This window comes from Aquirufa sp. OSTEICH-129A, assembly GCF_054558355.1.
Window position 1 is genome coordinate 60478 of sequence record NZ_JBPXKC010000004.1, and the last position, 15903, is coordinate 76380.

Annotated in this window: 11 protein-coding genes; 9 read left to right on the forward strand and 2 right to left on the reverse strand. The window is 38.3% G+C overall.

The annotated features are described in order from the left end of the window. The first annotated feature begins 31 nt into the window (after positions 1 to 31). From SKC36_RS08805 to SKC36_RS08820, 4 genes are all read left to right on the forward strand, one after another. Positions 32 to 655: a SprT-like domain-containing protein gene (locus tag SKC36_RS08805; RefSeq protein WP_459465629.1), complete on the forward strand. Its 624-nt coding sequence runs from the start codon at positions 32 to 34 to the stop codon at positions 653 to 655. Then, positions 615 to 3953, forward strand: coding sequence for a type IX secretion system sortase PorU (porU, locus tag SKC36_RS08810; RefSeq protein ID WP_459465630.1), 3339 nt, complete (start codon positions 615 to 617; stop codon positions 3951 to 3953). Before SKC36_RS08805 ends, porU begins: the two co-directional genes overlap by 41 nt. A 102-nt stretch (positions 3954 to 4055) precedes the next feature. Then, positions 4056 to 5237, forward strand: coding sequence for a type IX secretion system outer membrane channel protein PorV (gene porV, locus SKC36_RS08815; protein ID WP_459453948.1), 1182 nt, complete (start codon positions 4056 to 4058; stop codon positions 5235 to 5237). A gap of 40 nt (positions 5238 to 5277) precedes the next feature. Further along, positions 5278 to 6573 carry a M16 family metallopeptidase gene (locus SKC36_RS08820; protein WP_459465631.1) on the forward strand — a complete coding sequence of 432 codons (1296 nt, stop codon included), beginning with the start codon at positions 5278 to 5280 and terminating at the stop codon, positions 6571 to 6573. On the opposite strand, the gene SKC36_RS08825 is transcribed toward SKC36_RS08820, so the two are convergent. After that, complete coding sequence (locus tag SKC36_RS08825; RefSeq protein WP_459453946.1) at positions 6570 to 7478, reverse strand: PfkB family carbohydrate kinase; 909 nt, start codon at positions 7476 to 7478, stop codon at positions 6570 to 6572. The two genes, SKC36_RS08820 and SKC36_RS08825, sit on opposite strands and share 4 nt — an antisense overlap. Positions 7479 to 7488: 10 nt before the next feature. Next, positions 7489 to 8667 (reverse strand): hypothetical protein, encoded by a 1179-nt coding sequence (locus SKC36_RS08830; RefSeq protein ID WP_459465632.1) that lies wholly within the window; start codon positions 8665 to 8667, stop codon positions 7489 to 7491. 170 nt (positions 8668 to 8837) lie between these two features. On the opposite strand from SKC36_RS08830, the gene cysS reads away from it, so the two are divergent. The 5 genes from cysS to typA all read left to right on the forward strand — a co-directional run bounded on the left by cysS (position 8838) and on the right by typA (position 15885). Beyond that, on the forward strand, positions 8838 to 10331 hold the full coding sequence (gene cysS / locus SKC36_RS08835) for a cysteine--tRNA ligase (protein ID WP_459465633.1): 1494 nt from the start codon (positions 8838 to 8840) through the stop codon (positions 10329 to 10331). Positions 10332 to 10335: 4 nt separating this feature from the next. Beyond that, a complete protein-coding gene (locus SKC36_RS08840) occupies positions 10336 to 11076 on the forward strand; it encodes a rhomboid family intramembrane serine protease (RefSeq protein ID WP_459453943.1) in 741 nt (246 codons plus the stop codon). A gap of 1 nt (position 11077) precedes the next feature. After that, positions 11078 to 11941 (forward strand): rhomboid family intramembrane serine protease, encoded by an 864-nt coding sequence (locus SKC36_RS08845; protein WP_459465634.1) that lies wholly within the window; start codon positions 11078 to 11080, stop codon positions 11939 to 11941. Between the two features lie 68 nt (positions 11942 to 12009). Further along, positions 12010 to 13962, forward strand: a complete 1953-nt coding sequence (dxs, locus tag SKC36_RS08850; protein ID WP_459465635.1) for a 1-deoxy-D-xylulose-5-phosphate synthase — start codon at positions 12010 to 12012, stop codon at positions 13960 to 13962. 114 nt (positions 13963 to 14076) lie between these two features. Continuing rightward, positions 14077 to 15885, forward strand: coding sequence for a translational GTPase TypA (typA, locus tag SKC36_RS08855; protein WP_459453940.1), 1809 nt, complete (start codon positions 14077 to 14079; stop codon positions 15883 to 15885). Positions 15886 to 15903 lie beyond the last annotated feature (18 nt).

The following is a 15903-nucleotide window of genomic DNA, read 5'->3' on the forward strand; positions in this document are numbered from 1 at the left end:
TGCGAAGGACTTTTTTTATGCCCTTTTCACAATGGTCAAAAGCAAAAGAATTCAATCCTTTTTCGATCATTTCCCCGCCAGCGTCGCTGAGTATTGTTTTCAGCTTTGGCAAGACTATTCCTTTGACTTTATTGTCAGTAAAGAACGAGGCTCTAAATTAGGGGACTACCGTTTTTCTCCTCAAAAGGGACATCAAATAACGGTGAACCACAACCTAAACCCCTATGCATTTTTGGTCACCTACATCCATGAAGTAGCCCATCTTAGCACCTACCTCGCACATAAAAACAAAGTATCTCCTCACGGCAATGAATGGAAAAAAGAGTTTTATAACTTATTCGAACCCATCCTTGATCCTGAATTATTACCCGAAGCCTTAGTGAACGTCCTAAAGACCTATCTAAAAAATCCCTCAGCTTCTTCCTCCATGTACACTCCTTTAGTGGAAGTATTAAAAACCTTTGACCCTGAAAATCCCTTGGTCAGCCTGCACGAACTCGAGGAGAATCAATTGTTTTTTCTAAAAAACCTCCAACTTGTCAAAGGGAAACTTCGTAGAACCCGTTACATTTGCAAAGAACAGATTAGCGGGAAACTCTATTTAGTAGCGAAAAATGCCCAAGTTAGCTTATTGGAAAACCAATCTACCGATTAGTCCTGGACATATCTTCTTGGCTATTATTTCTGTTTTTCTATTTCCTGGGATTAGCCTTTGCCAGTCACATTCTGTCTTATCAGAAGGTACATGGACAAAAATCGCTGTCAGCCAGACAGGAGTATATCAAATCAATAAAGACTGGCTAATAAAAAACAAGATTGATCCTAGCCGCATTAATCCTCAAAAAGTAGTTATTTTTCAAGGCCAAAGAGGAATTCTTCCTCAACTCACTAATAGCCCTAGAACCAAGGACTTAGAACCTATCAGTAGTTTATTCCTGGGCGAAGAAAATGGTGTTTGGGATGACAATGACCTAATTTGTTTTTATGCTGAATCTGCTCATTTGACCATTTGGGATAAAGATCAAAAAAGATGGCAAAGAGAGACTCACCCTTATACAGATTCCTCTTACTACTTTATTCGATGGGATAGTCCAAAAAGCCAAAGAATCAAGCAAACAACTTGGGGGCAGGCACAAGAGCCTAGCCTAGATTACGCTTGGTCCCATTTCCACTACCAACCAGAGTTGACCAATGCTATCCAATCAGGTAGGCAGTGGTTGGGGGATGCCTTTTCAGGTAATAGCGAGAAAATCATTCAATATCCAATCAAAGATTATAAGGAAGGGGTATTGGCTGAAATATTTGGCCAGTTGGCTTCTAGCTCCGTGAAAGAAGGAATTTTCACGTTCACTATTGAAAACAATAAGCTTCCACCTTGGGTGATAGGTGCTATTTCAGGCGATCGTTATGACCAAAAAATTCAAGTAAAAAATTTTTATGGTACTGTTCGACCGAACATTAAAAACAATCAATGGTCCTGGAAAATCAACTATGCCAATAGTATCGGAACAGGCTACCTCAATAGCCTTACACTCAATTACCCGCGACTTTTCAATGCCGCCAATGAAAATCCATTATATTATTTAGCTAATCAACAAGATTCCAGTTTCAGCATTTCTATTCAAAACCTTAACGATAAGCATCAAATTTGGCTTAAAAACGGAGATCAGGACTGGCTTAGTTTATCAAATAAACAGGCAAAAGGAAAAATATCGACTTCTCCAGGGAGTAAATTATTAATTTTTGAACCTAGTAAATTAAGCAGCCCTGATTTTGTACAACAGTTGAAGCTTCAAGACATTAAACATAGTCCAGCCAGCGAACTCATCATCATCTCAAGTCCTAGGCTTCAAAATGCCGCAGAGAAACTGGCTTGGTATAAAAATACAAAGGCCCAAATTAAAACGAGTGTAATTACAACCGATTTAATTTATCATGAATATGCCGGTGGCAAACAAGATGTAACTGCCATCCGTGATTATTTATATGACCAAAAAAATAGACCAGATGCCCTATTAAAGTATGTTATCTTGTTAGGTGATGCCTCCATAGATTATAAAAATAAAAATTCAGTAGCTACAGCCATTGAAAAAGCGAGCTATGTTCCTACCTATGAAAGTGTAGAATCTTTTCATCCCCTTTTAAGCTATGCTTCTGACGACTATTTTGGATTTTTGGAACCTGGCCAAGGAGCATGGATAGAAGGAGACCAAGCAATAAATGAAAGACTTTCTATTGGCATTGGCCGATTACCCGCTAGAAATCCCAATGAAGCCTTAGTTTTAGTCAATAAATTGATGGATTATTCCGAAAAACAAAAATCTTCGCCTGCTTCAATTTATCAGTTTTCTTGGATTGCAGATGACGGCGATTCCAATTTACATGTTCAGGATGCTGAAGATTTTTCGTCAAGTTTAGCCAAGAGTAATCCCTTATTTCAAAAACAAAAAATTTATTTGGATCAATTTCCCATGGAATTGAATAATGGAATTTATGGTTCAAAAGCTGGCAGGCAAGCTGTAAAAAACACCTGGGAGCAAAAAGCGAACTTTATTCATTTCATAGGTCATGGAGCAGAGACAGTTTGGACTGATGAAAAAATATGGACAACTGAGGATATTCAGAAATTAAATAATGCCCAACATCTTCCTTGGGTGCTGACTGCCACTTGTCAATTCGGAAGATTTGATGATCCCAATGTATTATCGGGTGCAGAATTAAGCTTACTTTCAGACAAAGGAGGAGCGATTGGCCTAATTAGTACAACTAGACCCGTATTTCAAAGCAGCAATTACATCTTTGGTCAAGCATTTTATCGCCTCATTCAAGAACATGCTCATCAAAAAAATTATAAAATGGGCGACTTGTTCAGAGATACCAAAAACCAAAGTCACGCAGGAGTAATCAACCGTAATATTAGTTTGTTGGGAGATCCTTCTGCGGATTTACCATGGATTTATCAGCCAATAAACATACCCGAAGATAGTCTATTATCAGGAAGTGAAAAACTGATTAGTATACCAATGCCGGGCCCAGCAAATGAAGTAGAAATATCATTGGTAGGACCAGATACACCCCAAAAAACCTTAGGTACTAAAACTGCTAGCTATTCATATAAACTAGATGGAGAGATCTTTTGGAAGATATCAAGTAAAATAACCAATGGGAAAATCTCCTTTTCCCCAAAAAATATTCCACCAATGGGGAGGAACCAACAAGTGACATTAAAAATAATTGGAAAAGACACCCTTGGAATGACCTGGGCAGGTGCTAAATCCATGGTACAAATAGCCACTAAAACCAATTTTTCAGATAACCAGAGCCCAAAAATTCAGATTAGCCTAAATGAACCAAATGTAGAAGCCACTAGCTCAAAACCCATATTACAGATTCAGCTCAAAGATGATAGTGGTTTTTTATGGCGCAAAATGAATGGAGAAATCAGTTATATTTTGGTAAATGATACCTTAAAAATCCCCTTGGTTGATTACTTTATTCCCAAATCAGGCCAAAGTAATGAGGGGACGGCGATATATCCCTTTCAAAATTTAGTTCCCGGAGAGTACAAAATTCAGGTAAAATGTTTTGATATAAACAATAACATGAGCGAGTCATCGTTTCGTTTTCAAGTTTCGAAAGAGAATCTTACAGCTAATTTTTGCTTAGTATATCCTAATCCTTTTCAAGAACAATTAAACATTCGCCTGAGTCAAGAAAAGTTTTGGTCAGATTATCAGTATAATTTTAAAATTATCAACATCTTAGGTCAAACCGTAATAGAAAAAGAGGGAAATTTACTGGGAGGAGGTTCGGAATTTTTAGATCTTTCATTCCAATTTAATGAATCAGAGCTTAGAAATATCGGTTTAGGAGCTAATTATATGCTTGAAATCAAAGATATACAAGGTTCCAATATCCGCAAGTACCAAGGCAAAATAGCTACCTTAAAATAAATTTTGACAAATATTTTAGCTTACAAAACAACAATTAGCGTAAAAATGCCTATTTTTGGCCTTGGCTTTATGCTAAACAAGACTCTCTAATTTTTTTAAACAATGACGACAAACAATTCATTATTCCCAAAAGCATTATTAACCTTGGTAGCAGGTTTGATTAGTACTTGTGCGTTTGGACAAGCATTAGTTTCTGGTCAAATAAATGCAGGAAGAATACCTACACCAACCATGTTATTCTTGAATGTTGCTCCAGATGCACGTTCGGCTGGTATGGGAGATGCTGGTGTCGCTATTTCATCGGATGTCAACGCCATTTATTGGAATCCAGCTAAATTAGCTACAGCTGAGAAAGACTTAGGATTCTCTATATCATATACACCTTGGTTAAGAAACTTGGTAAATGATATGGCACTATACAACATAGCTGGATACAAAAAGACTAGTAAAGATCAAGCATTCGGATTTTCCATCAATTATTTTGATCAAGGTTTATTCCAAGCAACTACTTCAACAGGTCAGAGTGCAGGTAACTTCAATTCGAAAGAATATGCTATTACTGCGTCTCATGCTCGTAAATTATCAAACACTTTATCTTTAGGTGTTAATTTAAAATACATCAATTCGAATTTATTAGGAAACTATACTGGAACGAATGGATCCAATGTAGCAATGAAACCTGCTCAAACAGTAGCTGCTGATGTGGCCTTATATTGGAACAGCGTTTCAGCTAAAGAATGGAAATATACTTACGGTTTAGTTTTGTCTAATATTTCAGGTAAGGTTTCTTACGGTGGTATTGATAAAAACTTTATTCCTACCAACTTGCGTTTTGGAATGGCAACTACCAAGGATATTTCTGAGGGAAATCGTTTAACATTTACCTTAGACTTTAACAAATTAATGGTGCCTACTCCATATTCCATTGACGCCAATGGTGCTAAAGTGGGTAATGATCCAAACGATGCCACTGCCATCGGTGGAATCTTCAGTTCATTGTTTGATGCTCCAGACGGATTTGGTGAAGAGTTAAAAGAAATCACTACTTCAATCGGTGCTGAATACTTATTCAATAATTCATTCGCTTTAAGAACTGGTTATTTCAATGAAAGCGAAATGAAAGGAAATCGTAAATATTTCACTTTCGGAGTTGGTTTTAAATTAGACCAAAAATACGGATTTGATTTTGCTTACTTAGTTCCAACAGGTTCTGGTAGCCCTCTAGCTAACACACTTCGTGTTTCCTTGTTAGCAGCTATTAATAACGGTGCTTCTAAGAAATAATCCAAAATACATCTTTTGATTTCAAATGACATTCCTAGGAATGTCATTTGTTTTTTACTCGAATATCATGCTAGATCGTTCCACTCCTCCTCCTGCTTATCCCATTGAATTAGTAAAATTCCCAATGGTTGATGTGTTTCATTTAAGTAATGGGATTCCGGTTTATTCCATAAACCTAGGAGAACAACCTGTGTTTAAGCTGGAGATTATCAGCCCGGCGGGCTCAAAATCTGGATCCAAAGCTGGGTTAGCCAATATGGCAGCTAATCTTATGAAAAGAGGGACAAAGGCCCATTCTGCGCAAGCAATACATGAAGCATTTGATTTTTTAGGTGCATTTTGGGATATTCAAGCAAATTTAGATCATGCTAATTTCTCTGTATATGGCCTTAATAAACACTTTGAAGCATTAATTCCCTGGGTGGCTGAATTGCTAAAGGAGGCTACATTTAGCCAAGAAGAATACGAGAAAGAAATTGCCATTGAAATCCAAAAAAATAAATTGAATTGGCAAAAAACATCATTTGCCGCAAGTCAATTATTCCGCGGACAAATTTTTGGTCAACATGCCTACGGCCGATATTCATCCCCTGAAAGTCTTGCGGACTTAAGTCGAACGGATTTATATAACTTTTATACGTCTACTTGGGCCAATGTCAAACCCATTATCTTTCTTTCTGGTAAAATATCCAAGCAAGAAATGCGCTTACTAGATCAGCAATTAGGTCAATTGCGTTTCGAGCAATCGTGGCCAACTAATTTACCAGAAGTATTGCCCCAATCCTCCAAAGTAGAACATGAGCGTCGGGATGGCGCATTACAAACATCCATTCGAGCAGGTAAATTAGCCATCGGGAGAACGCATCCTGACTATTTTAAATTTAGCATTTTAAATACCATTTTAGGCGGTTACTTTGGCTCAAGACTTCAGAATAATATTCGAGAAGATAAAGGGTTTACCTATGGAATTTCATCGTCCATCGTCGCACTAAAAGAGTCTTCCTATTGGGTTACGGGAACGGATGTCAATGGAGAAAATAGCGAGCAAACCTTGGATGAAATCAAAAAAGAGATACGTTTGCTTCAAACTGAATTAGTGCAGAATGAAGAATTAGAATTAGTCAAAAACTACTTGATGGGTAGTTTTACCGGCGAATTAACCCAGGCTTTCGATATAGCAGAAAAAATAAAGGTCATTCAACTAGAAAACCTAGCGCCTGATTTCTATGATCAATTTCAAACGCAAATCGTTCAATGCCAAGCTCAAGAATTGCGCGAAATAGCGAATCAATACTTGAACATGGATGAATTACATGTGGTGATGGTAGGTGCTTAAAATCTAGCTAATTCCCTAAATTCATTCACTCGGGCTTCCAAATCAGCAGGACTTATTTCAAATAAACGTTCTGTTCCAAATTTCTCCACACAAAAGGAAGCCATTGCTGAACCGTACACGATAGCTTGACGCATACTTTCAAAGGATGTATCATCTTTTTGTGCTAAGTACCCAATAAAGCCCCCAACGAAGGTATCTCCCGCTCCCGTTGGATCGAATACTTCTTCCAAAGGCAAAGCTGGGCAATAAAACATTTTATCGTCTTGGAATAAGAGAGCACCATGCTCTCCCTTTTTAATGATCAATGTTTTAGGTCCCATCGCCATAATCATCTTAGCCGCTATTCTCAAGGAGTATTGCTCAGATAATTGACGAGCCTCCTCATCATTAATGCAAAGGACGTCAACCATTTTCAACACACGTTTCAAATCATCCATAGCCACATTCATCCAAAAATTCATCGTATCCATTACGATTAATTTAGGTCGCTTTGTTAAACCCTGAATGGCATCTATTTGAACCTGTGGCGTCAAGTTTCCCAACATTAAATAATCACAATCTTGATAAGATGCAGGAATTGCTGGCTGAAAATCCGCTAATACATTCAAATCAGTTACCAAGGTATCACGGGTATTCATATTATTGTGATACTTACCTGCCCAAAAGAATGTTTTTTCACCTTCTTTGATCTGTAAGCCAGTCAAATCGATTCCTTTCTCCTCCAAAGTTTCCATATATTCCTTGGGAAAATCATCTCCAACTACTGCCACAACATTTACCTTTGGCAAGAAAAATGCCGCTGATAGGCTAATGTAAGTACAAGATCCACCGATGATTTTATCTGTTTTTCCGTACGGGGTTTCCAGGGCATCAAAAGCCACTGTTCCAATTGATAATAAGCTCATTTTAAATTATTTAGCCTACTTTAGGACAACGACTAAAGGGCTGGTTTGGATTAAATAAATAACGATATGTAATGTAAGTTTTATCGATACTGGCTCCCAATTGGGAAACAAATCGAAGCATTTTCGGATTAAAATCACCCACCCAATTCATATCCATGGTTTCATATGGATAAAAAGGATTATCACGAGCAGCTTGACGGAAACGTAAGGCGATGGCAGACTCCACACCTTTGCCTTGATGTTCGGGAACAACTCCAAAAATCACCCCACAGCAACGAGTTAGCGCTCCCTTCCATTTTAAAAGTAAAAATTTAATCATTCCCCAAACATTCATCTTCCCATTCAGGTGCTTGACAATTTGATTTAAATCAGGAATAACAATAAAAAAGGCAACAGGTTCACCCTCTGATGTATAAGCAAACCATAATAATTGCTCATCAATGATAGGCTTCATTTTCTTTACGAGCTTTTGAGCTTGCTCTGAGCTCATGGCTGTTACACCTGGAAATTTGGCCCAAGCTGCATTGAAAATGATTTTAAAATCTTCCGCATATTTACTCAAATCTGATTTTTCAATGTGCTTGAACACATAATTCGGATTCTGATAAATTCGTTGTGCTTTTTCTTCAATGGACGGGGCTACATTCGCTGCAGATACGGGTGATACAAATACATATTGCTGGAAATAATCCTTGAATCCATATTGTTCAAAATAGGCAATATAATATTCCTTAGTCCAAGGCATTTTATAGGTAGGTTCAAATTCCCAACCTTTCACCATCAATCCCCAAAAGCTATCCCTTTCTCCAAAATTAATAGGGCCATCCATGGCCTCTAGACCTTTGGATTTTAACCAATCCGCGCAAGCATCAAACAAAATAAAAGCAGCTTTCTGATCTTCGATACATTCAAAAAACCCCATCCCTCCCGCAGCTAATTCTCCATCTTTGGCGGCTTTCCCATCATAAAATGCTGCCACTCGACCAATTACTTGATGATCTTCATTGAATAATAACCAACGAATAGCTTCCCCATGCTTGAAATGTGGATTTTTTTTAGGGTCAAAAATAGACTCTATGTCGGAATCCAATGGACGTATCCAATTAGCATCAGTTGCATAAAGGCTAACAGGAAATGTCAAAAAAGCTTTCTTTAATAAATTATCATCAGCTACTTCTCGTAAATACATGCTGGATTTTAAATGGAATTTCAATATTTAAACAAAGATAATAGAATGAGTCGAGCAATCCTCCCTCCCATAAAACATTCCAAGGCGATAAATCGTTTGGTGGTTTAAAAGAATCAAAGTAATTTTAATTCTTTTATAAATAGCACATCCGAAAAGGAATCGTTCAAACCATGCAAGCCTTAAAATTATATAATACCCTCAGTAGAGAAAAAGAATTATTCACGGCCATTAATGCTCCACATGTAGGTTTATATGTATGTGGGCCAACCGTTTATAATTATGTTCATTTGGGTAATTTAAGGACTTTCACCTCCTTCGACATCCTGCACCGTTACTTACGTCACCTAGGCTATCAAGTACGTTATGTGAGGAATATTACCGATGTAGGTCACTTAGTGGGTGATGGAGACGAAGGAGAGGACAAAATTGGTAAAATGGCCAAGCTGGAAAAGCTAGAGCCAATGGAAATAGTGCACCGCTATACGCAAAATTTCCACCAAGTTTTGGAGCAGTTCAATTTACTTCCCCCGAGTATTGAGCCAACGGCCACGGGACATATCATGGAGCAAATTGAAACTACTAAAACTCTATTAGACAAAGGATTAGCTTATGAGTCCAATGGATCTGTTTATTTTGATATAGAAAGCTATAATAAACAAGGGGGAGATTATGGAAAACTGTCTGGTCGAGTTTTAGAAGATTTATTGACTGAAACACGGGATTTGGACGGGGTTGGTGAAAAAAGAAATCCATTGGATTTTGCCTTGTGGAAAAAAGCTGCTCCAGAGCACCTCATGCATTGGCCATCTCCTTGGGGAGAAGGATTTCCAGGCTGGCATTTGGAGTGTACTTGCATGAGTCACAAGTACTTAGGAGACACCTTTGATATTCATGGCGGTGGAATGGACTTAAAATTCCCACATCATGAATGTGAAATTGCTCAGGCCAAAGCTACCTATGGCAAAGCACCAGTCAGGTATTGGATGCATACCAATATGCTCACCGTTAATGGGCAAAAAATGAGCAAATCACTAGGTAATTCATTTTTACCTTCTGAATTATTTAGTGGAAGTCATCCTCTATTGGTACAAGCCTACAGCCCAATGACGGTGCGCTTTTTTATGTTACAATCTCAATACCGAAGTACCCTGGACTTCTCCAATGAGGCACTAAAAGCAGCCCAAAAAGGCTATAAACGTATCGCTAATGGCCTAAGAATCGTCAAGAACATGTCATTCCCAGAAGTTGCCAATGCGGCAGCTATTGAAAGTAAGCATGCGGAAGAAATTCAAGCTGCCGTTCAGGGATGTTACGATGGAATGAACGATGATTTAAATACGGCTGTTACTATAGCTCATTTGTTTACTTTATTGAAGAAAATAAATCAGATTTATACTGGACAAATTTCATTAGAGTCCATTGGAGAAAAGGCATTTGAATCCTTGAAAACAAATTATATTTCATTCCTAGAAGACATTTTAGGTATTAAAGAAGAACTGCCTGACCATTGGGAAAATATGATTCAAGGATTACTTCAATTGTATACTGAATTCAAGCGGAGTAAGCAATATGACAAAGTGGATGAAATTAGAGCTACTTTCAAATCCATGGGATTGATCATTAAAGACATGAAAACCTCGATAGATTGGGGATACGAAGAATAAAGAAATGCTACAAAACTTAACACCAACTGTTCGTACTTTATTGTTAATCAATGTAGGACTTTACTTGATCAAGGGTTTCGGCTTTCCTCAAGACTTTCTCACTTTGCATTATTTTGGAGCCAGCGATTTCCGCTTTTTCCAGGTAGTAAGCTACATGTTTGTGCATGCTAGCTTCATGCACCTACTGGGAAACATGTTTGGACTTTACATGTTTGGATCCTTACTAGAACGTATTTGGGGGGCTCAACGATTTCTTTTCTTTTACTTTTTTTGTGGTATTGGGGCAGGCCTTTTGTATATGGGGATCCAACACTTCATCGACTTCGCAGAAATTAGGAGAGCCACAGAACTGGTTTTAGCTAATCCCAACTCAGAAAATTTAATTGATTATGCCCAGCATTATGGCATTATTTCAGCACCAGGTGGGCAAATTAACATCAATTGGGTAATTGCTAATTATGAAGCATTAATCAATATGGGGGCACTAGGTGGTGCATCAGGTGCCATTTTCGGAATCATCATGGCATTTGGTTATTTATTCCCCAATTCAGAAATGTTTTTATTTCCCTTTCCCATACCCATTAAGGCGAAATATTTTGTCACCTTCTACGGACTTTATGAGCTCTATGCAGGTATCCAACAAAGCCAGGGAGATAATGTGGCTCATTTCGCTCACATTGGTGGAATGATTTTTGCGGTGATCTTATTAAAGGTTTGGAAAACACAAAGGAATAATTTCTATTGAGATGAAAAGTATTTGGCAGGACATTCGGCTAGTCATACAAAACCCAGAAAATGGGTTATGGCGTTTGATATTAGCCAATGTGGTAGTCTTTGTTGTCATTTCTTTAACCCATGTATTTTTATCATTAGCAGGTAAAGAAGACTGGTATAATTTACTCCTAGAGCAAATTGCCCTCTCCTCACAACCTAAGGTCGTTTTGTACAAACCTTGGACATTCTTTACTTATTTCTTTGCTCATTTTGAGATTTTCCACCTGATATTCAATATGCTGTTTCTGTATTGGTTTGGACAAATAATCCACACTTTTATAGGTCAAAAGCGCTTGATTCAATTGTATTTTTTAGGAGGATTAGCCGGAGCTATTGCTTATATTTTATTACTGAATAGCTTTTCCTATTTTGTCATGAAGGGCCCCATTTTCTTAAATGGTGCTTCTGCCAGTGTTTTTGCTATCGTGGTGGGTGCAGCCACTTTACAACCCAACTATAAGGTACACCTTTTAATCTTTGGAGAAGTAGCCATTAAATATGTCGCGGCATTTTATATTCTTTGGTCCATGATTGAAACAACAGGAACTAATGCCGGAGGAAATATCGCCCATTTAGGAGGAGCCCTTTTAGGCTTTCTGTATGCTTACTCTTACCAAAAAAGACAATCACGGAGAACTGCGCCCGAAGAAAAAATATACTCTTATTCCATGACCATCCAACGAAAAATACAAGATTTCGTAGAACAAAATGATGCCGATGAGATTGAAGAGGATGAATTGAACGCCATTTTAGATAAAATTTCTACCTCGGGTTATGAGAGTTTAAGCAAACATGAAAAGAAACGATTGTTTAAAGCAAGTCAAAAAAATGACTAGTCAGCCAAAAACATTTTTACCTTTGTATAGTTAGAAAAGAACCCTTTATAAAAAATACCCCTCCAAGTATGCAATTTCAAGCCGGACCTATCCTAAGCAAAATCCAATCCCCAGCGGATTTGCGGAAGTTGTCCCCTGCAGATTTACCTGCAGTTTGCCATGAATTGCGCCAATTTATTATTGACCATGTATCAGTCAATGGAGGGCATTTTGGTGCTTCATTAGGGGTTACCGAATTGACAGTTGCCTTACATTATGTTTTCAACACGCCAGACGATCAACTCGTTTGGGATGTCGGCCATCAAGCCTACGGACATAAAATACTCACTGGTCGCCAGGATTCATTTCATACAAATCGACTATTAGGAGGAATAAGTGGCTTTCCCAAGCGTTCGGAAAGTGAATATGATGCTTTTGGCGTTGGCCATTCATCCACTTCCATTTCTGCAGCCTTAGGTATGGCTGTCGCCTCTCGGTATAAAAAAGAGTTTCATAAACAGCACATTGCCGTCATTGGTGACGGTTCGATGACAGCCGGTATGGCCTTCGAGGCAATGAATCATGCCGGGGATATTCCTAATAATATGCTCATTATCCTCAACGATAATTGCATGGCCATCGACCCCAATGTTGGTGCCTTAAAGGAATATTTAACCGACATCACCACTTCACATACCTACAATCGAGTAAAAGATGATGTTTGGAATCTATTGGGAAAGATGTCCAAATTTGGAAAATCCGCCCAGGAGATTGTATCTAAAATTGAAAATGGACTGAAAGCCACATTACTTAAGCAAAGTAATCTCTTTGAATCGCTAAATTTAAGGTATTTTGGACCCATTGATGGCCATGATGTACAATATTTAACCACGGTCTTAAATGATTTAAAGGATATTCCTGGACCTAAAATCTTACATTGTATTACTACCAAAGGGAAAGGGTATTCATTAGCAGAAAAAGATCAAACACTTTGGCATGCCCCAGGAAAATTTGATAAAATCACTGGGGAAATCCATAAAAAGACCTTCGATAATCCACAACCTCCTAAATATCAAGAGGTTTTTGGACATACCATATTAGAATTAGCAGAGCAAAATCCTAAAATTATGGGAATTACGCCTGCTATGCCTTCCGGCTCCTCTTTGAATATTATGATGAGAGCTATGCCTGACCGGGCTTTTGACGTGGGGATAGCCGAACAACATGCTGTTACATTTTCAGCTGGTATGGCCACGCAAGGTTTAACCGTATTTTGTAATATCTATAGTTCTTTCATGCAACGAGGCTATGACCAAGTAGTTCATGATGTTTGTCTACAAAAGCTTCCCGTGATATTCTGTTTAGACCGAGCTGGCTTAGCTGGCGCTGATGGTCCTACACATCATGGTTTATATGACCTAGCTTATATGCGTTGTATACCCAACATGATAGTTGCTGCTCCTAGAAACGAGCAAGAACTTAGAAATATCATGTACACTGCGTCTTTAGATACATTTAAAGAACATCAAAAAGCCATTACCATCCGATACCCTCGTGGTGCAGGAGTGATGCCTGTATGGAGGACCTCCTTCGAGGAAATTAAAATTGGAACAGGACAAAAGATATTTGATGGTGAGGATGTTGCCATATTAAGTATTGGCCATATCGGAAATGAGGCTGAATTAGCTTGTCAAAAAGCCAAATCAGCAGGAATGAATCCAGCGCTTTACGACATGAGATTCGTGAAACCATTGGATGAAAAAATACTTCATGAAGTATTTACTAAGTATAATCAAGTCATTACGGTGGAAGATGCCTGCATACAAGGCGGCTTTGGTTCTGCTATCGCCGAGTTTATGCTAGACCATGGCTACAATAAGCCAATTTTACGTTTAGGGGTCCCAGATGATATAATTGAACATGGAGAGCCTCATGAACTTTATCAATTATGTGGTATTGATTCAGATAGTATCCTGAAAAAAATAGCCCACTTCTACCCAAAGAAGACGAAATCTACTTCTCAGAAAGTTAGTCAAGATTAAGTTTTCGCGATTTCATTCAATGCAATTAGTACTTTTCTAAGAAATAATCCCTACCTTTGCACCTTAAATTTCCTCTGGCAGAGAGATTTGATTTCATCAAAGCGCCATTATTTTATGCAAAGCATTCGCAACATTGCCATCATTGCCCACGTTGACCACGGTAAAACTACGCTAGTCGACAAAATCATTCATGCATCTAAGATTTTTAGAGAAAATCAAGAATTCGGTGATCTGATCTTGGATAACAACGACTTAGAAAGAGAGCGTGGAATTACCATCGTTTCAAAAAACGTATCCGTTCGCTATAATGGCGTTAAAATCAACATCATTGATACTCCTGGTCACGCCGACTTTGGAGGAGAAGTGGAACGTGTATTACGTATGGCTGATGGTGTTTTGTTATTAGTGGATGCCTTTGAAGGCCCAATGCCACAAACACGTTTCGTATTATCTAAGGCTATCGCTTTAGGTTTGAAACCAATCGTGGTTGTAAACAAAGTAGATAAAGAAAACTGTCGTCCAGATGAAGTACATGAGTCAGTTTTTGACTTAATGTTTAACTTAAATGCGACTGAAGAGCAATTGGATTTCCCATGCTTATACGGTTCTTCTAAACAAGGCTGGATGAATACAGATTGGAAGACCCCAACTGACAATATCATCCCTTTATTAGATGCCATCATTGAGCACATTCCTGCTTCTAAGGTTCAGGAAGGTACTCCTCAAATGCAAATTACTTCTTTGGACTACTCTTCTTTTGTTGGTCGTATCGCGATCGGACGTTTGGAGCGTGGAACCTTGAAAGAAAATATGCCGATTGCACTTTGTAAGTCTGATGGTTCAGTGAAGAAAATGCGTATCAAAGAACTACAAGTATTTGAAGGCCTTGGAAAGGTACGCGTTGATACTGTTGAATGTGGAGAGATTTGCGCGGTAACAGGTATTGAAGATTTTGAAATTGGTGATACCTTGGCTGATCCAGAAAATCCAGAAGCATTAGAGCGTATCGCCATTGACGAGCCAACGATGAATATGTTATTTACCATTAACAACTCACCGTTCTTCGGAAGAGAAGGTAAAATGGTAACTTCTCGCCATATCCGTGAGCGTCTATTCAAGGAGACTGAGAAAAACTTAGCTTTAAGAGTAATGACCACGGAAAGTGAGGATAAATTCTTAGTTTTCGGTCGTGGAATTCTTCACTTGTCTGTTTTGATTGAAACCATGCGTCGCGAAGGTTATGAATTACAAGTAGGGCAGCCTCAAGTAATTTATAAAGAAGGTGAAAATGGAGAAAAATTAGAGCCAATCGAATCATTAGTGGTAGATGTACCAGAAGAAGTAGCGGGTAAAGTAATCGAATTAGCAACCCAAGGAAAGGGAGAATTATTGATTATGGAACCTAAAGGTGACTTACAACACTTAGAATTTAATATCCCTTCAAGAGGTTTGATTGGATTACGTTCTAAAGTATTAACTGCTACCTTCGGTGAAGCTATCATGGCCCACCGTTTTATTGGATATGAGCCATTCAAAGGCCCCATTCCAGGTAGAATCAATGGTTCTTTGATTTCAATGAATACGGGTGTTGCTACTCCTTATGCTATTGATAAATTACAAGACAGAGGGGTGTTCTTCATTGATCCAGGTGAGGAGATTTACTCAGGAATGGTAGTCGGTGAGCATAATCGCCAAAACGATATTGAGGTAAACCTGCAAAATGCCAAGCAATTAACCAATATGCGTGCTTCGGGTACGGATACCAATACCAAGATTGCTCCAAAATTAAACTTCTCATTAGAAGAGTGTATGGAATTCATTCAAAAGGATGAATACTTAGAAATCACTCCTAAGTCTTTACGTATGCGTAAGATCTACCTTGATCCAAACGAGCGTAAACGTCAAGAGCAAAAAAATAAATAAATTAGAAAGGCTGTCCGA